The 21,225-nt window shown below is 75.5% G+C and carries 15 protein-coding genes; 6 read left to right on the forward strand and 9 right to left on the reverse strand.

Annotated elements, in window-relative coordinates; genetic code table 11:
* The first annotated feature begins 9 nt into the window (after positions 1 to 9).
* From ACI8AB_RS03440 to ACI8AB_RS03450, 3 genes are all read left to right on the forward strand, one after another.
* Positions 10 to 1,776 (forward strand): acetyl/propionyl/methylcrotonyl-CoA carboxylase subunit alpha, encoded by a 1,767-nt coding sequence (locus tag ACI8AB_RS03440; protein WP_456948969.1) that lies wholly within the window; start codon positions 10 to 12, stop codon positions 1,774 to 1,776.
* Between the two features lie 188 nt (positions 1,777 to 1,964).
* Positions 1,965 to 2,960, forward strand: a complete 996-nt coding sequence (gene rfbB, locus ACI8AB_RS03445; RefSeq protein ID WP_456948970.1) for a dTDP-glucose 4,6-dehydratase — start codon at positions 1,965 to 1,967, stop codon at positions 2,958 to 2,960.
* Complete coding sequence (locus ACI8AB_RS03450) at positions 2,957 to 3,805, forward strand: SDR family oxidoreductase (protein WP_456948971.1); 849 nt, start codon at positions 2,957 to 2,959, stop codon at positions 3,803 to 3,805. Before rfbB ends, ACI8AB_RS03450 begins: the two co-directional genes overlap by 4 nt.
* A 727-nt stretch (positions 3,806 to 4,532) precedes the next feature.
* On the opposite strand, the gene ACI8AB_RS03455 is transcribed toward ACI8AB_RS03450, so the two are convergent.
* On the reverse strand, positions 4,533 to 6,236 hold the full coding sequence (locus ACI8AB_RS03455) for a reprolysin-like metallopeptidase (protein ID WP_456948972.1): 1,704 nt from the start codon (positions 6,234 to 6,236) through the stop codon (positions 4,533 to 4,535).
* 96 nt (positions 6,237 to 6,332) lie between these two features.
* Positions 6,333 to 7,787, reverse strand: coding sequence for an NAD(P)H-quinone dehydrogenase (locus ACI8AB_RS03460; RefSeq protein WP_456949148.1), 1,455 nt, complete (start codon positions 7,785 to 7,787; stop codon positions 6,333 to 6,335).
* 68 nt (positions 7,788 to 7,855) lie between these two features.
* Here ACI8AB_RS03460 and ACI8AB_RS03465 point away from each other — a divergent pair, with 68 nt between their 5' ends.
* Positions 7,856 to 8,314 carry a gamma-glutamylcyclotransferase family protein gene (locus ACI8AB_RS03465; RefSeq protein WP_456929990.1) on the forward strand — a complete coding sequence of 153 codons (459 nt, stop codon included), beginning with the start codon at positions 7,856 to 7,858 and terminating at the stop codon, positions 8,312 to 8,314.
* Positions 8,315 to 8,414: 100 nt separating this feature from the next.
* Here the strand turns inward: ACI8AB_RS03465 and ACI8AB_RS03470 are convergent, their stop codons facing one another.
* The 7 genes from ACI8AB_RS03470 to ACI8AB_RS03500 all read right to left on the reverse strand — a co-directional run bounded on the left by ACI8AB_RS03470 (position 8,415) and on the right by ACI8AB_RS03500 (position 18,636).
* On the reverse strand, positions 8,415 to 9,314 hold the full coding sequence (locus ACI8AB_RS03470) for a type IV toxin-antitoxin system AbiEi family antitoxin domain-containing protein (protein WP_456948973.1): 900 nt from the start codon (positions 9,312 to 9,314) through the stop codon (positions 8,415 to 8,417).
* A gap of 164 nt (positions 9,315 to 9,478) precedes the next feature.
* The gene (gene meaB, locus ACI8AB_RS03475; protein WP_456948974.1) at positions 9,479 to 10,468 is read right to left on the reverse strand and encodes a methylmalonyl Co-A mutase-associated GTPase MeaB; all 990 of its coding nucleotides are present in this window, start codon (positions 10,466 to 10,468) and stop codon (positions 9,479 to 9,481) included.
* Positions 10,468 to 12,675: a methylmalonyl-CoA mutase gene (gene scpA / locus ACI8AB_RS03480; RefSeq protein WP_456948975.1), complete on the reverse strand. Its 2,208-nt coding sequence runs from the start codon at positions 12,673 to 12,675 to the stop codon at positions 10,468 to 10,470. The genes meaB and scpA overlap by 1 nt, the downstream gene beginning before the upstream one ends.
* Positions 12,672 to 14,585: a methylmalonyl-CoA mutase subunit beta gene (locus tag ACI8AB_RS03485; protein WP_456948976.1), complete on the reverse strand. Its 1,914-nt coding sequence runs from the start codon at positions 14,583 to 14,585 to the stop codon at positions 12,672 to 12,674. The genes scpA and ACI8AB_RS03485 overlap by 4 nt, the downstream gene beginning before the upstream one ends.
* A 40-nt stretch (positions 14,586 to 14,625) precedes the next feature.
* Complete coding sequence (locus ACI8AB_RS03490) at positions 14,626 to 15,885, reverse strand: amidohydrolase (protein ID WP_456948977.1); 1,260 nt, start codon at positions 15,883 to 15,885, stop codon at positions 14,626 to 14,628.
* The gene (locus ACI8AB_RS03495; protein ID WP_456948978.1) at positions 15,882 to 17,087 is read right to left on the reverse strand and encodes a glutamate--cysteine ligase; all 1,206 of its coding nucleotides are present in this window, start codon (positions 17,085 to 17,087) and stop codon (positions 15,882 to 15,884) included. The genes ACI8AB_RS03490 and ACI8AB_RS03495 overlap by 4 nt, the downstream gene beginning before the upstream one ends.
* Positions 17,088 to 17,151: 64 nt before the next feature.
* On the reverse strand, positions 17,152 to 18,636 hold the full coding sequence (locus ACI8AB_RS03500) for a hypothetical protein (protein WP_456948979.1): 1,485 nt from the start codon (positions 18,634 to 18,636) through the stop codon (positions 17,152 to 17,154).
* Positions 18,637 to 18,796: 160 nt separating this feature from the next.
* Here ACI8AB_RS03500 and ACI8AB_RS03505 point away from each other — a divergent pair, with 160 nt between their 5' ends.
* Together ACI8AB_RS03505 and ACI8AB_RS03510 are read left to right on the forward strand one after the other, a co-directional pair.
* Positions 18,797 to 19,597 (forward strand): purine-nucleoside phosphorylase, encoded by an 801-nt coding sequence (locus ACI8AB_RS03505; RefSeq protein WP_387987536.1) that lies wholly within the window; start codon positions 18,797 to 18,799, stop codon positions 19,595 to 19,597.
* Entirely contained in the window at positions 19,594 to 21,225 is a 1,632-nt protein-coding gene (locus ACI8AB_RS03510) for a phospho-sugar mutase (RefSeq protein ID WP_456948980.1), read from the forward strand. Before ACI8AB_RS03505 ends, ACI8AB_RS03510 begins: the two co-directional genes overlap by 4 nt.

A 21,225-nucleotide genomic window follows, 5' to 3' on the forward strand; every position in this document is an offset into this window, starting at 1 on the left:
AGTACGCCGGTGCAGAAGGTCCTGATCGCCAACCGCGGGGAGATCGCGGTCCGGGTCGCCCGCGCCTGCCGGGACGCCGGGCTGACCAGCGTCGCGGTCTACGCCGAGCCCGACCGCGACGCCCTGCACGTCCGCGTCGCCGACGAGGCGTTCGCCCTGGGCGGGACGACGCCCGGCGACTCCTACCTGGTCATCGACAAGGTCGTCGACGCCGCGAAGCGCTCCGGCGCCGACGCCGTCCACCCCGGCTACGGCTTCCTGTCGGAGAACGCCGACTTCGCCCAGGCCGTCCTCGACGCCGGGCTGACCTGGATCGGCCCCTCCCCCGAGTCGATCGTCGCCCTCGGCGACAAGGTCGCCGCGCGGCACATCGCCACCGAGGCCGGCGCGCCGCTGGTGCCCGGCACCAAGGACCCGGTCTCCGGCGCCGACGAGGTGCTGGCCTTCGCCCGGGAGCACGGCCTGCCGGTGGCGATCAAGGCCGCGTTCGGCGGTGGCGGGCGCGGCCTGAAGGTCGCCCGCACCGAGGAGGAGATCCCGCACCTGTTCGACTCCGCCGTCCGCGAGGCCGTGTCGGCCTTCGGTCGCGGCGAGTGCTTCGTGGAGCGGTTCCTCGACAAGCCGCGGCACGTCGAGGCGCAGGTCCTGGCCGACACGCACGGCAACGTGGTCGTCGTCGGCACCCGCGACTGCTCGCTGCAGCGGCGCAACCAGAAGCTCGTGGAGGAGGCCCCGGCGCCGTTCCTCACCGACGAGCAGCGGGCGCGCATCCACGAGTCGGCCAAGGCGATCTGCCGGGAGGCCGGCTACCACGGCGCCGGCACCGTCGAGTACCTCGTCGGCGTCGACGGCTCGATCTCCTTCCTCGAGGTCAACACCCGCCTGCAGGTGGAGCACCCGGTCAGCGAGGAGACCAGCGGCATCGACCTGGTGCGCCAGCAGTTCCGCATCGCCGAGGGGCTGCCGCTGGAGATCACCGAGGACCCGGCCCCGCGCGGGCACAGCATCGAGTTCCGGATCAACGCCGAGGACGCCGGCCGCAACTTCATGCCGGCCCCCGGCCCGGTCACCCGGCTGGAGATCCCCCAGGGCCCGGGCGTGCGCTGGGACTCCGGCGTCGAGACCGGCGGCGAGGTGGCCGGCGCGTTCGACTCGATGCTGGCCAAGCTGATCGTCACCGGCGCCAGCCGCGCGGAGGCGCTGCAGCGCGCCCGCCGCGCGCTGGACGAGCTGGTCGTCGAGGGCATGCCCACCGTCATCCCGTTCCACCGCGCGGTGGTCCGCGACGAGGCGTTCACCAGCGAGCCGTTCACCGTGCACACCCGCTGGATCGAGACCGAGTGGGACAACCAGGTCCAGCCCTACGGCGCAGCGCCGGCCGGGGCCGACGAGGAGGCGCCGCGGCAGACCGTCGTCGTCGAGGTCGGCGGGCGGCGGCTGGAGGTCTCCCTGCCCGCCGGGCTGGCCGCGGGCGGGGGGGCGCCGGTGGCCGCCGGCGGTGGCGCCAAGCCGCGCAAGCGGGGTTCGGGCCACGGCGGGTCCGCGGTGTCCGGCGACTCCCTGACCTCGCCGATGCAGGGCACGATCGTGAAGGTCGCCGTCGAGGACGGTGACACCGTCGAGGCCGGTGACCTCGTCGTCGTCCTCGAGGCGATGAAGATGGAGCAGCCCCTCACCGCGCACAAGGCGGGCACCGTGACCGGGCTGTCGGCCGAGGTCGGCGCCACCGTCACCAGCGGCGCGGTCATCTGCACGATCGCCGACGCCGAGGGCTGAGTCCTCCCCCGCACGCAGGACGGGACAGCAGGGACTGATGTGACGGACTGACCGCCCGATTCCGTCCCACTGCCAGGAACGGTCCGTCACCTGTGTCAGGCTTGAGATGACCCTAGGGCTCCCGATGAGCGCCGCCTCCCAATGGCGAGTCCCGCCCCGCCTACTGAATCCCTTTCGAAGGCCCTCTCGTGAATCTCCTCGTGACCGGCGGCGCCGGGTTCATCGGCGCCAACTTCGTTCACTACACGCTGGCGAACCGTCCTGAGTACTCGATCACCGTCCTCGACTCCCTGACCTACGCGGGCAACGAGGCATCGCTCGCACCCGTGAGTGACCGCATCGATTTCGTACGGGGCTCCGTGGCAGATGCTGATCTCGTCGACGGCCTCGTGGCTCGCGCGGACACGGTCGTGCACTTCGCCGCCGAGAGCCACAACGACAACTCACTCGCCGACCCGTCGCCGTTCCTAACGACCAACGTGATCGGCACGTACACGCTGCTCGAGGCCGTCCGGCGGCACGGGGTCCGCCTGCACCACATCTCGACCGACGAGGTCTATGGCGACCTCGAGCTCGACGACCCCGCGAAGTTCACGCCGCAGACCCCGTACAACCCGTCGAGCCCCTACTCCTCGACCAAGGCGGCCTCCGACCTGCTGGTGCGGGCCTGGGTGCGTTCCTTCGGCGTCCAGGCCACCATCTCCAACTGCTCGAACAACTACGGGCCCTACCAGCACGTCGAGAAGTTCATCCCCCGTCAGATCACGAACGTGCTGTCCGGCCGCCGGCCCAAGCTGTACGGGGCGGGCGAGAACGTCCGTGACTGGATCCACGTCGACGACCACAACTCAGCGGTCCACGCCGTGCTCGACAAGGGCGTCCCTGGGGAGACGTACCTGATCGGAGCCGACGGCGAACGGTCGAACCGTGAGGTGCTGGCGCTGATCCTCGAACTCACCGGTCAGCCGGCGGACGCCTTCGATCACGTCACCGACCGTGCCGGCCATGACCTCCGCTACGCGATCGACGCCAGCAAGCTCTGCGACGATTTGGGATGGACTCCGCAGTACACGGACTTCCGCGAAGGGCTCGCGGCCACGATCGACTGGTACCGCGCCAACGAGGCCTGGTGGCGTCCGCTCAAGGACGGCGTGGAGGCGGCATACACGGCACGTGGTCAGTGACCGTCGTCGTCGTCGGCGCGGGAGGTCAGCTCGGGCGTGCTCTGCTCCGGGCCCGCCCCGGCCTGGTCGGGTTGACTCGCGCGGATCTCGATGTCGCGGACCTCGCGGCCGTCCTCCGCCGAGACTGGGACGGAGTGACCGCGATCGTCAACGCGGCCGCCTGGACGGCCGTGGACGCCGCCGAGCAACCCGAGAACCTAGCGGCGGTGCGGGCCGCGAACGTCGACGCGGTCGGGCACCTCGCGGAGGTGGCACGGCGGACCGGCGCGACCCTGGTACACGTCAGCAGCGAGTACGTCTTCGACGGCCGGCACCCGGGCCCCATGCCGGAGGACCTCACCCCGTCCCCCCTGAGTGTCTACGGACGGAGCAAGGCCGACGGGGACCGCGAGGCTCAAGGGGTGGAGCACCACTACGTCATCCGGACCAGCTGGGTCGTCGGGGACGGCCCCAACTTCGTCCGCGTCATGGCCGGGCTCGCTGCCCGCGGTGTCTCCCCCTCGGTGGTGGCCGATCAGGTCGGCCGGCCCACGTCCGCTAACGACCTGGCAGCGGGCATCCTGCACCTGCTGGACGTCCGTGCCCCGTTCGGCACCTACAACCTGACCGGCGATGGGGAGCCAGCATCGTGGGCCGATGTCGCGTCGGCCGTCTTCGTCGCCAGTGGACGAGCTGCCGAGGACGTCCACGAGGTGACCACCGGCGAGTACTTCGCGGACAAGCCATCGGCAGCCCCTCGACCTCTCAACAGCGTGCTGGCTCTGGACAAGGTCAAGGGGACAGGTTTCACACCTCGCGCCTGGACCACCGTCCTGGACGAGCAGTTGGGACCTGCACAGTCCTGATGGACCGGAGAACCCACCCCGGGACCACCGACCTTGTCATCTCTTGCCCCGGCGTCGCAGCGACCGTTCGCACTTGCGTCTGGGCCAGCGGCCACGTCGTCCCGTAGACACCACCTGCTCTGCCCCGAGACCAAGCCACCGGTGCGCAGATCGTGGCCGACGGCTGACGCAGGGACGACCGCGGCTGCAGGCCGGCCGTGCACCGCCGGCCGTCGATGCTCCAGGTGTCTTCCCGTCGCTTGGACGGGCGAGTCCGGACGCCCGAGGGGGCACAGGGCGGTGGTTGCGAGCGGGAAGGGGTTCGGGCATAACCGCTGCCCGAGCAGATGATGCCGGAGCCGGGTCACGGACCCTGACCCGTGGGCCGGTGCACCACAGCCCGAGGCCTGCTCGACCAGGCCTCCACGGCTTCCGCACTTCATCGGGGCGGGCGCCCGCCCGACTCAGCGTGTGCCGACCCTCACCGCTGTCGGCCGGTACGACCGCGTCCCCGGCCAGCCCGCGACCCGATCGTTCACACGACCCTGGCGGCATCCAGCCGCGCAGCTCGATTCGCGCGTGCGCTCACGGGACGACCCGGGCTCGCCGGGCGCCACGATGGTCCCTTGAGGGGGCCACAGACCGGCGGCGGCAGCCCAGGGACGCCCGGTCCGAGGCCGTCGATGGAAACCACTTCATCGGATGTGGTGACCCACACCGGTTCGCCGGGGTCCTGCCCGGTAGGGGCTCAGCCGCGGCGCAGCCGCGGGAGGACCCGCCGGGTGGCCAGCACGGTCCCGCCGAGGCCGGCGACGCCGCCGGCCGCGAGCGCCGGGGTGGTCCAGCCGCTGCCGGCGGGCTCGGTGGCGGCCGCCTCGACCGGTGCCGCGGCGACCGGGGCGGGGTCCTCGACCGCGGGCGCCGCGGCCTGCGGCGCGACGGCGGGTGCGGGCGGCGCGACGGCGGGTGCGGGCGGCGCGACGGCGGGTGCGGGCGGCGCGGCCGGGACGGCGGCGGGCGCGGGGGCGGCCGCCCCGGGGCTGCCGGACAGGACCTGCGGCGCCGGGGCGGCCGGGACGGCGGCCGCCGCGGGGGTGCGGACGACGGTCACCGTGGCACCGGCCGGGGTGACCGCGTCCAGGGTGACGGTCAGCGCGCCGCCGGCGACGGCGACCGGCACGCCCGGCACCAGCGCCGTCTGCAGGTCGGCCTCCCAGCCGGCCGCGGCCGACGGGCTGCCGTCGAGCAGCAGCGAGGTGTCCGGCATCCCGCCGGCGCGGTGCAGCAGCACGCCGCTGTCGAGCCGGTAGCGGTTGTCCGAGGCCAGCCACGCGTCGCGTCCGACGGCGGTGCGGTACTCCAGCCAGTAGTCGGTGCCGGCGGCGCCGGTCAGCCGCAGCGCCCGGGTGCCGGTACCGCCGCCGAGGGGCGCGAGGGTGGCCGTCGTCGTCCCGTCGCCTGCGGTCCGCACGGCCGCGGCCGGGAGCACGCCGAGCCGGTCGGCCTGGGCGGCGGTGAGCGTGCCGATCCGGTCCCAGGAGACGCCCATGACGTCGTAGAAGTCGCGGTAGGCGGCGGTGCGGCAGGCGCCGGTCTCGACGGTGCCGTCGCACTGCAGGGCGCTCGAGTGGCCCAGGCCGAAGTTGTGGCCGAGCTCGTGGGCGACGACCGAGGCCAGGTCGTCGCGGACGTAGAGCCGCCCGCCCGAGGCGGGACCCGTACCGACCTGCCCCAGGGCGTAGGAGCACCCGGGCAGGTCCTGCGGCCGGCTGCTGACGTACAGCAGCAGGTGCCGGCCGGGGCCGGCCTGGAAGCCGACGCGCGCGGCGACCTCGTCCCACAGCGCGGTGGGGTCGGCGCAGCCGGCGGCGGTGGTCATCCAGTCGTGGGCGGCCGTGACCCCGACGGTCACCGCGCCGCCGGTCTGCTGCGCCCAGAAGGCCGCGACGTCGCCGTTGACCGTGTCGACGACGTCCGCGAGCGCGGTGCCGTCCGGGGTGCCGCCGGCGGGCGCGACCATCGCGACGGTCACCTGGTTGGTGACCGAGCCGGCCGGGACCGTGGTCGCCGCCCGCGCGGTGCGCACGACCTGCGTGTCGAGCACCTCGAGCGCCGGCTCGTAGCCGTCCTCGGCGGCCTCGTCGTCGGCGGTGCCGCCGACGGTCACCTCGACGGTGCTGCCGACGTCGATGCCGGCGACCGCGTCGGTCGGCACGCGCACCGAGGTGCCGTCGGCGCCCTCGACGAAGGTCAGCGGCTGCTCGTGCGACTCCCCCGCGTGCTGGCCCTCGAGCGAGGTCTCCGGCCAGGCCCGCACGAGCTCCCCGACCACGGTGGTGGCACCGGCGTCGGCCTGCGCCACGGCCACCGGCCCGGTGCACAGCGCGACGACGGCGCCGGCGAGGGCGATGGCCCGCGGGAGGGACCGCGGCAGGACTCGGGAGGCGTGCATCCCTCCCGGCATCGGCGGACCGGCGTCCCAGGTGCACCACCCGGGACCCCACCCGTCACAGGCGCCCCGACGGCCCCGTCCCGCACGCCCCGGCCGTCACGCCAGCGCGTCGGCCCCCATCAGCCTCCGGCCGGCCTCGGTGATCGAGCCCGACAGCGACGGGTAGATGGCGAAGGTGTGCGCGAGGTCGCTCACGGTCAGGCCCTTGGTGACCGCGAGCGCGATCGGCAGGATCAGCTCGCTGGCGCCGGGCGACACGACCACCCCGCCGACGACGACGCCGGTGGCCTTGCGGGCGAACAGCTTCACGAACCCGGCGTGCAGGTCGCTCATCTTCGCCCGCGCGTTGGTGGCCAGCGGCAGCCGGACGACGTCGAGGTCGTGGCCCTCGGGCAGCGTCTTCTCCTGCACGCCGACCGTGGCGATCTCCGGGTGGGTGAACACGTTGGCGGCCACCGTCTTGAGCCGGATCGGCTGCACCGCCTCGCCGAGCGCGTGCCACATGGCGATCCGGCCCTGCATGGCCGCGACGCTGGCGAGCTGGAAGACGCCCGTGACGTCACCGGCGGCGTAGATGCCGGGCACGTTGGTGCGCGACACCCGGTCGACGACGACGTGGCCGGACTCGCGCAGCTCCACGCCGCACGCCTCGAGGTTCAGGCCGGCGGTGTTCGGCACGGTTCCGACGGTCATCAGCGCGTGCGAGCCCTCGACGGTGCGCCCGTCGGTGAGCTCGACCAGCACGCCCTTCTCGGTGCGCGTCACGGACGCGGCGCGGCCGCGCTCGGCGATCCGCCCGCCGCGGGCCTGGAAGACCTCGGCGATGACGTCGGCGGCGTCGGCGTCCTCGCCGGGCAGCACCTGGTCGCGGGAGGAGACGAGGGTGACCGGCACGCCGGCCTCCAGGTAGCCGGAGGCGAACTCCGCGCCGGTGACGCCCGACCCCACGACGACGAGGTGCTCCGGCATCTCGTCGAGGTCGTAGAGCTGGCGCCAGTCGAGGATCCGCTCGCCGTCGGGCTCGCTGCCGGGAAGCACGCGCGGGTCGGCGCCGGTGGCGACGAGGACGACGTCGCACTCGAGCGTCTCCCGCACCCCGCCGTCGCGGTCGAGGACCTCGACGCGGTGCTCGACCAGCCCCCGGACGTCGTCGGCGAGCCGGCCCTGCCCGGAGACGAGGCGCACGCCCTCGGCCTCGAGCCGGGCGTGGATGTCGGCCGACTGCGCGACGGCCAGGCCCTTGACGCGGGCGTTGACGGTGGCGAGGTCGAGGCCGACGGTGGCCAGGTCGGCGCCGCGCAGGCCGAGGACGCTGGAGTCCCGGACCGACGTCATGGTGCCCGCGGCGGCGATGAAGGTCTTCGAGGGCACGCAGTCGGTGAGGACGCTGGCGCCCCCCAGGCCGTCGCGTTCCACGACGGTGACCTGCGCACCGAGAGAGGCGGCCACCAGCGCGGCCTCGTAGCCGGCCGGGCCGCCGCCGATGATGACGATGCGGGTCATGCGGGTCTCCTGCGTCGTGGACCGGGGGTTCGCCGTCCATCCTCCCAGTCCGGGCGGGCGGTGTCGGCAGGCTCACGGGGTCGCGCGGGCCACAGCGGCCGTAGGCTCGGTCGGCGATGGGTCTCTACGCCGCGTACGGGTCCAACATGGACCCCGAGCAGATGCTGCGCCGCTGCCCGTCCTCACCGCACGTCGGCACCGGCTGGATCCGCGGCTGGCGGCTCGCCTTCGGCGGCGAGGAGTACGGCTGGGAGGGCGCGCTGGCCACCCTCGTGCCCGCCGAGGACCGCGAGGCGCCCGGTGTGTTCGTCGCCCTCTACGACCTCACGCCCGCCGACGAGCGCGAGCTCGACGCCTGGGAGGGCGCCGACCGCGGGCTCTACCGCAAGCTCAACCTGCGGGTGCACACCCTCGGCGGCGACGTCGTCGCCTACGTCTACGCGCTGGACGCCTTCGAGGGCGGGCTGCCCTCGGCGCGGCACCTGGGCGCGATCGCCGACGCCGCCGAGGCCGCCGGGGCACCCGACGACTACCTCGCCGAGCTCCGCGCCCGTGACTGCCGCTCCGCCTTCTGACCACTTCTGCCGCGCCCCTGCGGCCGGTTCCCCCGCGATCACGGAGTTCGCGTGGCGACACGCCGTCGCCGTCCGGTGTGTCGCCACCGGAACTCCGTGATCACCGCCGGACGGGCAGCCGGAGGGCCCGCGCCACCTCGGCGACCATCCGCCGGTGCTCGCGGTGGACGTCCGCAGCCGTGACGTGCAGCAGGGTCCAGCCGCGCTCGGTGATGCCGTCGTGCCGGCGCCGGTCGTCGCGCAGCTGCTCCGGCGTCATGTGCGCCGCGTGCCCGTCGTACTCGGCGGCGACCCGCTGCTCCCGCCAGCCGGTGTCGAGGTACCAGCTGCACCCGTCGCCGAGGACCCGGACCTGGACGTCGGGCGCCGGGAGCCCACCCTCGATGAACCGCCAGCGCATCCGCGACTCCATCGGCGACTCGGCCAGCCCGTTCGCGTGCGGGACGAGACGCCGCAGCCGGACGACCTCGCGCAGTCCGGGCTGCCGCTCGACCTCCGCGGCCAGCTCCGCCCGGGTGCACTCCCTCGTGCCCAGCGCCGCGTCGAGCGTCGCCAGCCCGTCGATCGGCGCGGTCGCGCGAACCACGTCGCAGGCGGTCCGCGCCGGCGGCGTGCACCAGACGCCGTCGAGGAGCACCGCGTCGTCGGTTCCGAGGACCGACGGGTGCACCCGGATGCCCGGGCGGCTCCGGTTCGCCACGGACGGCGGGCCGAGGAAGTGCAGCGTGTCGCCGCCGAGGACGTCGAAGCCCCAGAGCGCCGCGGCTGTCGAGTGGCACGCGACCAGGTCGGCGCCCACCACCAGCGCGGCCGCGCGCACCTGCGACCCGAGAGAGTCCGGCAGCTCGGCGTCGGCCAGCACGCCGCGCCAGCGGGTGCGCCGCCAGCGCCCGGAGTCGACCAGTCGCCGGACCTCCCACTCGGTCAGCCCCTCGCGGGCCTGCGTGACTGTGAAGACGCCACCCTGGCGCGCGATCGTCCGGTACAGCGCGAAGTCCACGCCGCGACCCTCGGGGCGGACGGCGCCGCCGGGCGCCGCCGCGGACCGGCTGTGGACGCCCGCCCGGCTGTGGACCGCCCGTGATCATGGAGCTGCGGTGGCGACACACCAGGCATCGGCGACGTGTCGCCACCGGCGCTCCATGATCGCGGGGGCGGGGACTCTCAGGCGTCCGGGGGGCCGAGGAAGGTCTCCAGGATCTGCCGGGCGGCCAGGGCCGGGGTGAGCTCGCCGGCCAGCACGGCCTTCTCCAGCTCCGGCGCCGACGACCGGACCGCGGGGTGCGCGCGCAGCCGGTGCTCGAGCCCGTCACGCACGAGCTGCCAGGTCCAGCGCACCTGCTGCGCCCGGCGACGCTCGTCGAACGCCCCCGAGGCCCGCGCCCGGTCCTGGTGCTCGACCAGCTTGGCCCACACGTCGGCCAGCCCCTCGCCGGTGAGCCCCGCGCAGGTCAGCACCGGCACGTCCCACTCGGAGTGCCCGCGCAGCATCCGGATCGCCCCGGCCAGCTCCCGGGCGGCCTTGCGCGCGTCGGCGGCGGCCGGCCCGTCGGCCTTGTTGACGGCGATGACGTCGGCGAGCTCGAGGATGCCGCGCTTGATCCCCTGCAGCTGGTCGCCGGTGCGGGCCAGCGTCAGGAACAGGAACGAGTCGACCATCTCCGCGACGGTGACCTCCGACTGCCCGACGCCGACGGTCTCCACCAGCACGACGTCGTAGCCGGCCGCCTCGACGACGACCATCGACTCCCGCGTCGCCTGCGCGACCCCGCCGAGCGTCCCCGCGGTCGGCGCGGGACGGATGAAGGCGTCCCGGTCGACGGCCAGCCGCGCCATCCGGGTCTTGTCGCCCAGGATCGACCCGCCCGAGCGCGCCGACGACGGGTCGACCGCCAGCACCGCCACCCGGTGCCCGGCGGCGGTCAGGTCGACGCCGAGCTGGTCGATGAACGTCGACTTCCCCACCCCGGGCACGCCGGAGATGCCGACCCGCCGGGCGTCCCCCGCGTGCGGCAGGAGCTCGACCAGCAGCTCCTGCGCGCGCTCGCGGTGGTCGGCGCGGCGGGACTCGACCAGCGTGATCGCCCGCGCCAGCGACCGGCGGTCGCCGCCGAGCACCCCCTCGACGAGCGCGGGGACGTCCGGCGCGGGCATCAGTGACCGAGACGCGAGGACAGCGTCCGCAGCAGCTCCTGCGCCGCCTCGGCGATGACCGTGCCCGGTGGGAACACCGCGGCCGCGCCCATCTCCTCGAGTCGCGGCACGTCGTCGGGCGGGATGACGCCACCGACCACGACCAGGACGTCGTCGGCCCCGAGCTCGGCCAGCGCGTCACGCAGCGCCGGCACCAGCGTCAGGTGCCCGGCGGCCAGCGACGAGACGCCGACGACGTGCACGTCCGCCTCGACCGCCTGCCGCGCGACCTCCTCCGGCGTCTGGAACAGCGGACCGACGTCGACGTCGAAGCCGAGGTCGGCGAACGCGGTGGCGATCACCTTCTGCCCGCGGTCGTGGCCGTCCTGGCCCATCTTGGCGACCAGGATGCGGGGGCGCCGTCCCTCCGCCTCCTCGAACGCCTCGGTCATCCGGCGGGTCTCCTCGAGCGGCCCGGAGCGGCCGGCCTCGTCGCGGTACACACCGGAGATGGTGCGCACCTGACCGGAGTGCCGCCCGTAGACCTCCTCGAGCGCGTCGGAGATCTCCCCGACGGTCGCCTTGGCCCGCGCCGCGTCGACGGCGAGCTTGAGCAGGTTGGAGTCGAGGTCGCGCCCGCGCCGTCCCTCCGCCGCGGCGCGGGCGGCGTCGGTGAGCCGGCGCAGCGCGTCGCGCACGGCGGAGTCGTCCCGGGACGCCCGGAGCTCGGCGAGCTTCGCCTTCTGCTGGGCGAGCACGTCGGCGTTGTCGACGCGCAGCACCTCGATCGCCTCGTCGGCCTCGACCCGGTACTTGTTGACGCCGATCACCGGCTGGCGGCCGGAGTCGATGCGCGCCTGCGTGCGGGCGGCGGCCTCCTCGATGCGCAGCTTCGGGATGCCGTCGTCGATGGCCTGCGCCATGCCGCCGTGCTCGGCGACCTCCTGGATGTGCGCCCAGGCGCGGCGGGCCAGGTCGTAGGTCAGCTTCTCCACGTACGCCGAGCCGCCCCACGGGTCGATCACCCGCGTCGTCCCCGACTCCTGCTGCAGCAGCAGCTGGGTGTTGCGGGCGATCCGCGCGGAGAAGTCGGTGGGCAGCGCCAGTGCCTCGTCGAGGGCGTTGGTGTGCAGCGACTGGGTGTGCCCCTGGGTGGCGGCCATCGCCTCCAGGCAGGTGCGGACGACGTTGTTGTAGACGTCCTGCGCGGTCAGCGACCAGCCCGAGGTCTGCGAGTGGGTGCGCAGCGACAGCGACTTGTCCTTCCGCGCGCCGGCCTCCTTCACCAGCCGCGCCCACAGCAGCCGCCCGGCGCGGAGCTTGGCGACCTCCATGAAGAAGTTCATGCCGATGGCCCAGAAGAACGACAGCCGCGGCGCGAACGCGTCGATGTCCAGGCCCGCGGCCTTGCCCGCGCCCAGGTACTCGACGCCGTCGGCGAGGGTGTAGGCCAGCTCCAGGTCGGCCGTCGCCCCGGCCTCCTGGATGTGGTAGCCGGAGATGGAGATCGAGTTGAAGCGCGGCATCTCCGCCGAGGTGAAGGCGAAGATGTCGCTGATGATCTGCATCGACGGCTTCGGCGGGTAGATGTAGGTGTTGCGGACCATGAACTCCTTGAGGATGTCGTTCTGGATGGTCCCCGTGAGCTGGTCCGGCCTCACCCCCTGCTCCTCGGCGGCGAGGACGTAGAGCGCCAGGACCGGCAGCACGGCGCCGTTCATGGTCATCGAGACGCTCATCCGGTCCAGCGGGATGCCGTCGAACAGCTGCCGCATGTCGAGGATCGAGTCGATCGCGACCCCGGCCATGCCGACGTCGCCGACCACCCGCGGGTGGTCGGAGTCGTAGCCGCGGTGGGTGGGCAGGTCGAAGGCGACCGACAGGCCCTTCTGCCCGGCGGCGAGGTTGCGCCGGTAGAAGGCGTTGGACTCCGCCGCGGTGGAGAAGCCCGCGTACTGGCGGACCGTCCACGGCTGGGTCGTGTACATGGTCGGGTAGGGCCCGCGCAGGTAGGGCGGCAGGCCGGGGTAGGTCTGCAGGAAGTCCAGCCCGGCGAGGTCGGCCGGGGTGGCCAGCGGCGGGACGGCGATGCCCTCGGGGGTCTCCCAGGTCGCCTCCTCCACGCCGCGTCCGGTCGCCTCCTCGAACGCCTTGGCCCAGTCGTCGGCACCGGCGTGCGCCGCCGGGCGGCCCAGCTCGACGCCGCCGAAGTCGGGGATCCCGCTCATGCCCGCTCCTCCTCCGAGGAAGCGGCAGAGACGGCCGTCTCTGCCGTCAAGCCGAGTTGCCCGTGCACGGTCCTGAGCACCTCGAGTGCGTCACACCCGGCGTACACGTACCCGTCCACGCCGTCCACCCCGAGCGAGGGCTTCCCGGCCAGCCACACGTGCTCGGCGCCGGCGGCCCCCAGCTCGGCGGCCAGCGCGGCGGCGGCCTCCGCGTAGTCGGCGTCGGTGCCGCAGATGCAGGCGACCGTCGTCCCGGCGTCGGCGAACCCGGACGCGCCGTCGGCGGCCGGGGTGGCCACGCCGCCGGCCTGGAACAGGTTGCCCGCGAAGGAGGCCCGCGCGGTGTGCCGCGCGATCGGTCCGATGGTGGCGAGGTACACCTGCGGCCGCCGGCCGGCGGCGTCGGCGCGGTCGCGCAGCTCCTCGTACTCCTGCGCGGCCCGCACCCGGGGCAGCCCGCCGGTGGGGTGCAGGTCGGCCGCCGGCTGCCGCTCGGGCAGCTTCCCGGTCAGGTCGGGGAACTCGCTGACGCCGGTGATCGCGTCGCTGCGCGTCGCCAGCCGCTTCGCGCGGGCGTCCCAGGCGGCGGCCAGCCGGTCGCGGACCAGCCCCGAGGTCAGCGCCGCGCCCAGCCCGCCGGCCCGCTCGACCTCGGTGAACCAGGCCCACGCGGCCTGCGCGAGGTCCTCGGTGAGCGACTCGACGTACCAGGAGCCGCCGGCCGGGTCGAGCACGTGGGCCAGGTGCCCCTCCTCGACCAGCAGGCTCTGGGTGTTGCGCGCGATCCGCCGGGAGAAGGCGTCGGGCAGGCCGAGCGCGGCGTCGAAGGGCTGCACGGTGACGACGTCGGCCCCGCCCACGCCCGCGGCGAAGCAGGCGACGGTGGTGCGCAGCATGTTCACCCAGGGGTCGCGCCTCGTCGTCATCACCGACGACGTCACCGCGTGCTGGCGCTGCGCCCGGGCCGCCTCCGACGCGCCGCTGACCTCGCCGACCCGGTCCCACAGCCGGCGGGCGGCGCGCAGCGCGGCGATCGTCGTGAACTGGTCGGCCGGGGCGGAGTAGCGGAACTCGACGCGCTCGAACGCCTCGTCCACGGTCAGCCCGCCGTCGGTGAGCGCCCGCAGGTAGGCCACCCCGGCGGCCAGCGAGCAGCCGAGCTCCTCGACGGCGGTCGCGCCGGCGTCGGCGTACACGGTCGCGTCGACGACGACGGTGCGCCAGCCCGCGGGGGTCCGCCGGGCGAGGTCGGCCAGGACGGCGAGGTCCTGCTCCTCCCCCGACGCGGCCTGGTCGCCGAGCGGGTCGAGTCCCAGCGAGCCGCCGGGCGCGAGGTCGGTGCGGTCGCCGGCCAGCGCCAGCAGCGCCTCGGCGGCCGGGAGCCCGCCGGTGACGGCGACCGGCGCGAGGTCGAGGTAGACGTCGGCGAGCACGTCGCCGAGGGCGTCCACGGGCACCGCGCCGTCGCCGAGGTGCAGCCACAGCGAGGTGACGCCGTTCTCCAGGTCGGCGGCGACCGCCTCCCGGGTGACCGCGACGTCGGGGTGGGCGTGCCGCTGGCGGACGTCCCAGCCCGCGGGCACGCCGCTGTCGGGCGAGGAGCCGGCGCGGGCGCCGCGGACGAACGGCGGCAGGCCGGGCACGCCGACCGACGTCGGGAGGTCGCCGGCGTCGTCGGCGGTGTAGAGCGGCGCGACGCTGACGCCGGTGGCCACCGTGCGGCGCAGCGCGTCCTCGACCGGGTCGGGCAGCTCCTCGCGGCCCGCCTTGCGCAGGACCCCGGCGACCAGCTCGCGCCACTGCTCGCGGCCGACCGGCGGGAAGTCGCCGGCGAGGGACAGCTCGTCGGGCACCTCGTGCTCGGCGGGGACCTCGTCCTCGCCGGGCGTCGCGGTGTCGGTGGCGCTCATCGGTGAACTCCCCGCATCGGGTGCACGGTCGGGGAAGGTTCTACCGGCGCTCCCGCGAGTGCGGACGCGCGGGGTGGCCGGGGCCGGGCGCACCGGCGGCCGAGCCCGACGTCCCGGCGGCGGCGGCCAGCGCCTGCAGCGCGGTGCGCACCATCAGCCGGATCCCGACCCCGATGGCCCGCTCGTCGACGTCGAAGGTGCCGCGATGCAGGTCCAGCGGCGCGCCGCCGCCGTGCGTGCCCAGCCGGGCCAGCGCGATCGGCAGCACGTCGGCGAACCAGCCGAAGTCCTCCCCGCCCATGCTCTGCGGCGACTGGCGCAGGTGCTCGCTGCCGACGGTCTGCAGCGCCGCGGTGCGCAGCAGCGCCACCGCGCGCGGGTCGTTGACCACCGGCGGCACGCCGGGGACGTACTCCACCTCGACGCCGGCGCCGGTGGGCGCCACCACCTGCTCGACCAGCTCGCGCAGCAGCCCCTCCGCGCGCTGCCACTCGTCGCGGTCGAGCACCCGCACGGTGCCGCGCAGGGTGCCGCGCTGCGGGATGGCGTTGGCCGCGACGCCGGCGTTGACCGCGCCCCAGACCAGCGAGAACCCGGCCCGCGGGTCGACCTTGCGCGACAGCAGCCCGGGCAGCCCGGTGACCAGCCGGCCCAGGGCGTCGACCAGGTCCACGGTCAGCTGCGGGCGGGCGGTGTGCCCGCCGGGCCCGGTGAGCGTGACGTCGATGCGGTCGCAGGCGGCGGTGATCGAGCCGGTGCGCAGGCCGACGGTGCCCGCCGGGATCGCCGGGTCGCAGTGGAGCGCGAACGCCCGGGACGCGCCGTCGAGGACGCCGGCCGCCACCACGTGCGTCGCGCCGCCGGGGACGGTCTCCTCGGCCGGCTGGAACACGCAGCGCACCGTGCCCGGCAGGTCGTCCAGCGCGGCCAGCGCCAGCGTGGCGCCGAGCAGCACGGTGGTGTGCACGTCGTGGCCGCAGGCGTGGCACATGCCCTCGCGGGTGGAGGCGTAGGGGACGTCCTTGAGGTCGGCCAGCGGCAGTGCGTCGATGTCGGCGCGCAGCACCACCGTCGGGTCGCCGGACCCGACCTCGACCACCAGCCCGGTCCCGCTGGGCAGCCGGCGCGGCGCGAGCCCGGCGCCGGCGAGCCGCTGCTCGAGGAACGCCGTCGTCTCCACCTCGGCGAAGGCCAGCTCGGGGTGCATGTGCAGGTGCCGGCGCACGCCGACCAGGGAGTCGTTGCGGGCGGCCACCCACGTGTCGAGCCCGGCGGCCAGTTCCTCGGGGGTCCGGGTCATGCGGCGTGGCCGCCGGCGCACGCCGCCGGGCCGGGGACGGGACCGTCGGGGCCGGCGGCCGGCCCGGAGGTGGGCAGGCCGTCCCGCAGCTCGGCGAGCAGCCCGTCGACGACGACGCGCAGGTCGCCGCCGGACGCCAGCGCCGCGGCCCGCTGCCGCTGGTAGGAGGCGCCGACGGCGAGCACCCGCTCGACGCCCGCGAGCTCCGCCTCGCAGCCCAGCCGCTTCGCCGTCGGGGTCAGCTCCTCGGCGAGGTCGAGCAGCGCCTGCCGCACCGGGCGCACCGTGCCCTTCTCGTCCACCACCACGTCGGCGTCCAGGCCCCAGCGGGCCGCGCGCCACTTGTTCTCCTTCACCACCCAGCTCGGCGGGGTGGGCAGCGTGTAGCCGCGGTCGAGCTGGGTGTCGAACTGCTCGACCAGGCACTGCGACAGCGCCGCGACGACGCCGACCTCCTCGAGCGTGGGCAGGCCGTCGCAGATGCGCAGCTCCACGGTGCCGAAGCCCGGGTGCGGGCGGATGTCCCACCACACCTCGCGCACGCTCTCGATGGCCCCGGTGGAGATCAGCGTCTCCATGTAGGTCTCGAAGCCGGCCCAGTCGGGCAGCTGGGTGGGCAGCCCCGCCGTCGGCATGGCCTCGAAGACCTTGCTGCGCGCGGAGGCCAGCCCGGTGTCGCAGCCGACCCAGAACGGCGAGGACGCCGACAGCGCGAGGAAGTGCGGCACGTACTGGGTGAGCGCGTTGACGATCGGCATCGCCTTGTCCGGCGAGCGGACGCCGACGTGCACGTGGACGCCGAAGATCTGCAGCCGCCGGGCCAGCCACTGCATCCGCTCGACCAGGTGCAGGTACCGCTCCTTGGGCGAGATCAGCTGGGTCTGCCAGTCGGTGAACGGGTGGGTGCCGGCGCACAGCAGGCCCAGGCCGCGGCGGTCGGCGGCGGCGGCCACCTCGGCGACCGTGCCGGCGAGGTCGGCGGTGGCCTCCTCGACGGTGGTGCACACGCCGGTGATGACCTCGACGGTCGACTGCAGCAGCTCGTGCTTGGCCTTCGGGTGCTCCTCGGCGCCGTCGGGGCGGATCTCCTCGAGGATCTCCGTCGCCCCGGCGGTGAGCTCCCGGCTCTGCCGATCCACGAGCTGCAGCTCCCACTCCACACCCAGGCTGGAGCGTTCCGAGGAGGAGAACGGGATCTGCACGCTGCCGAGGATAGGGAGATCGGCGCTCCCGCACCCCCTGGACAGCGCGGATCCCCCGGTGGACTCAGACCACCGCGGGGACGGTGCCCGGTTCCGGGGTCCGCGGCCGCGGCAGCAGCGCGGCGGGCGGCACCCGGCCGGTGACCGCCGCGACGGCGCGGCGCCCGTACAGGTCGGGGTGGACGCGCACACCGCACAGGTCGCGGCCGACGACGGAGACGCCGCGGCCGTCGTCGGTGGGCACCACGGCCTCGACCCGCGACCACGGGATGCCGTGCACGTCGCCGTCGGCGTCGGTGTGGGCGAGGCCGTCGTCCGAGACGACCAGGGCCACCCGCGCGGCCGGGTCGAGCAGCCGGCGCAGCAGCGGCGGGCGGAACACCGTGCCGGCCGGCAGCTCCGGGAGGGTGCCGCACAGCGGGCGGCGGGCGACGCCGGCCGGGCCGTCCCAGGCCGCGGTGTCGGGGACGCCGAGGACGGCGGTCGCCGCGGCCCGGCGCAGCGCCGCGGTCACCTGGGCCGGCGTCACCGCGCGCCAGGCGGCGAGGGTGTCCACGGCCGGGCGGAACGGCAGGCCGGTGGCCGCGCAGTAGGCGGCGTCGGCCAGCTCCGTGCCGACGGCGTCCTCGTCGTCGAGCTCGGCCTCCAGTCCCGCGACGGCGTGCGCGACCTCCGCGGCGTCCGGCCCGTCGGCGCACAGCCCGGCGAACGTCTCCCACAGCAGCCCGGCGACCTCGGCGCCGCGGCCGGTCCGGGCGTCGACCACGACCGCCACCTCGCGCCGGCCCGGCGCGAGGTCGAGGGTGAGGGAGTCGACGCCGTAGGACAGGCCGCGGCCGTGCCGCGCGCGCTCGCGCAGCCGGTCCTGGAGCACGTCGACGCCGACCGCCAGCGCGGGGTCGCCGGGGGTGTCGGTGGCCAGCAGCAGCCCGACGCCGGGGGCGTCGGTGTGCGTCCAGACCGGCCCGTCCTGCGGGCGCGGCGCCGGCACCCGGCGCACCGGGCGCGGCCCGTCGGGCAGCGGCAGCCGCAGGCCCTCGGGCAGCGGGCCGTGGCACCACAGCGCGGCGTTGGAGCGGACGAACCAGCGGGCGGCGTGCGCCCGGACGGTCTCCTCGGTCAGGTACTCCGGGCCCGGCCCCGCCGACACGGTCAGGCCCGGCCCGGTCAGGCCGTAGCGGGCGGCCCACAGCGCGCTGACCGTGGAGGAGCCGGTGCCGCAGCCCTCGGCCTGCAGCACGCCGGCCTCGGCGGCCAGGCGCTCGGTGGGCAGGTCGGCCAGGGCGCGGCAGACGCCCTCGAGGAAGGCGGCGACGGTGTCCGGGCGGCCGGTGGCGAAGAAGGCGGTGCTGTCGACGTCGGTGACGGCGTTGCAGCGCAGGTGCGTGCGCGGGAGCGCGGCCATGGCCAGGTGCTCGACGAGGTGGGTGACCTCGATGGTCGAGAACGTCTCGTCGCGCAGGCCGACGCCGAACACCAGGGCCGCCGTCGTCCGCTCCCGCCCGCCGGCGGTGAACACCGGGACCCCGTCGATGACCGTTCGCTGCACCGAGCCATGGTCCGGGAGCCGGCCCGTCGTCCCCGGCCGACACGCGGCCGGGGACGACGGGGACGAGTGGTTCGACGGCGGTCGCGTCCCCGGTGGACCGCCTCGGGCGGCGGGGACGTCGGCCGGGGTCGCCGCGACGGCGCTGGGTTAGCGTCGCCCGGTGAGCGCACCCGATCCCGCGGCCCTGGCCGCCACCGCCGCCGCCGACCTGACCGCAGCCCTGGGGAACGGCCACGACGTCGCCGTCGTCATGGGCTCGGGCTGGGCCCCCGCGGCCGACGCCTTCGGCGAGCCCGCGGCCTCCGTCGCCATCGGCGAGCTGCCCGGCTTCGCCGCCCCCACGGCCGTCGGGCACGGCGGGCAGGTGCGGTCGGTGCGCGTCGGCGACCGGCGGGTGCTGCTCTTCCTCGGCCGCACGCACCTCTACGAGGGCCGCGGCGTCGAGCCGGTGGTGCACGGGATCCGCACCGCCGCCGCGGCCGGCGTGCGCACCGTCGTCCTCACCAACGCCGCCGGCGGGCTGGCGCCCGACCACCGGGTCGGCCAGGCGGTCCTCATCAGCGACCACCTCAACCTCACGGCCCGCTCGCCGCTGGTCGGCGCCACGTTCGTCGACCTCACCGACCTGTACTCCGCGCGGCTGCGCGAGCTGGCCCGCTCCCTCGACCCGGACCTCACCGAGGGCGTCTACGCCGCGCTGCCCGGCCCGCACTACGAGACGCCGGCCGAGATCCGCATGCTGCGCGGCCTCGGCGCCGACCTCGTGGGCATGTCCACGGCGCTCGAGGCGATCGCCGCCCGCGCCGCCGGGATGGAGGTGCTGGGGCTGTCGATGGTCACCAACGCCGCGGCCGGCATCACCGGCGAGAAGCTGGACCACGAGGAGGTGCTCGCCGCGGGCAGGGCGGCGGCCGGGCGGCTCGGCGAGTTCCTGGTCGAGTTCATCGGGCGCCTGCCGTGACCGGCTCGGTCGTGGACACCGCCCGGGCCTGGGCCGCGGCCGACCCGCACCCCGGCGACCGGGCCGAGATCGAGGCCCTGGTCGCCGCCGGGGACACCGCGGAGCTCGAGCGCCGCTTCGCCGGGCCGCTGACCTTCGGCACCGCCGGGCTGCGCGGGCCGCTGCGCGCCGGGCCGGCGGGCATGAACGCCGCCGTCGTCACCCGGGCGGCCGCCGGGCTGGGCGCCTGGCTGACCGCGCACGGGCACGGCGGCGGGGCCGTCGTCGTCGGGTTCGACGCCCGGCGCCGCTCCGACGAGTTCGCCCGGGTCACCGCCGCGGTGCTGTCGGCCGCCGGGTTCGCCGTCTCGGTGCTGCCGCGGCCGCTGCCCACGCCGGTGCTGTCGTCGGCGGTCCGGTCGCTGGGCTGCGTCGCCGGCGTGATGGTCACCGCCAGCCACAACCCGCCGCAGGACAACGGCTACAAGGTCTACCTCGCCGACGGCGCCCAGCTCGTGCCGCCGGCCGACCGGGAGATCGAGGCCGCGATCACCGCCGTCGGCCCGGCGGGCGAGGTGCCCACCTCCGACGCGTGGACGACCCTCGGCGACGACGTCGAGGCCGGGTACGTGGCCGCCGTCGTGCGGGCGCTGCAGCCCGAGCGGGTGGACGCCGCCGCGCGGGCCGGCCTCACCGTGGCCTACACCGCGATGCACGGCGTCGGCGCGGCCACCACGCGGGCGGTGTTCGCCGCCGCCGGGTTCGCCCCGCCGGTCAGCGTCCCCGAGCAGGACGCCCCCGACCCGGCGTTCCCGACGGTCGCCTTCCCCAACCCGGAGGAGCCCGGCGCGGTCGACCTGCTGCTCGCGCTGGCCGGCCGCTGCGGCGCCGACGTCGCCATCGCCGAGGACCCCGACGCCGACCGCTGCTCGGTGGTGTGCGACGGCCGGCAGCTGACCGGCGACGAGGTGGGCGCGCTGCTCGCCGACTGGCTGCTGCGCCGCGGCGTGCGCGGCACGTACGCGGCCTCGCTGGTCAGCGGCTCGCTGCTGGCCGCGCTCGCGGAGGCGCACGGCGTGCGGTTCGCCGAGACGCCGACCGGCTTCAAGTGGATCATCCGCGCCGGCACCGACGCCGAGCCGCTGGTGTTCGGCTACGAGGAGGCCCTGGGCTACGCGGTCACCCCGGAGGTGGCCCGCGACAAGGACGGCATCTCCGCCGCCCTCGCCGTCGCGCTGCTGGCCGCCGAGCTGGAGCAGACCGGCCGCACCCTGGTCGACCGGCTCGACGAGCTGGCCCGCGAGCACGGGCTGTTCGCCACCGGCCAGCTGTCGGTGCGGGTGGAGGACCTGTCGCTGATCTCCGACGCCATGGAGCGGCTGCGCGCCGACCCGCCGGCCCGGCTGCTCGGCCGTGAGGTCACCGCCACCGACCTGCTGGCCGAGGACCCGCCGGTCGACGCCGTGCGGCTGCTCGGCGACGGCGTCCGCGTGGTGGTCCGGCCCAGCGGCACCGAGCCCAAGCTCAAGGCGTACCTGGAGACGGTGGTCCCGGTGCACGACGACGCCGGGGTCATCGCCGCCCGCGGCCGCGGCGCGGACGAGCTCGACCAGCTGCGCGGCGAGATGGCGCACGCGCTGGGGCTGTAG

It is taken from the genome of Geodermatophilus sp. SYSU D00698, from assembly GCF_054050335.1.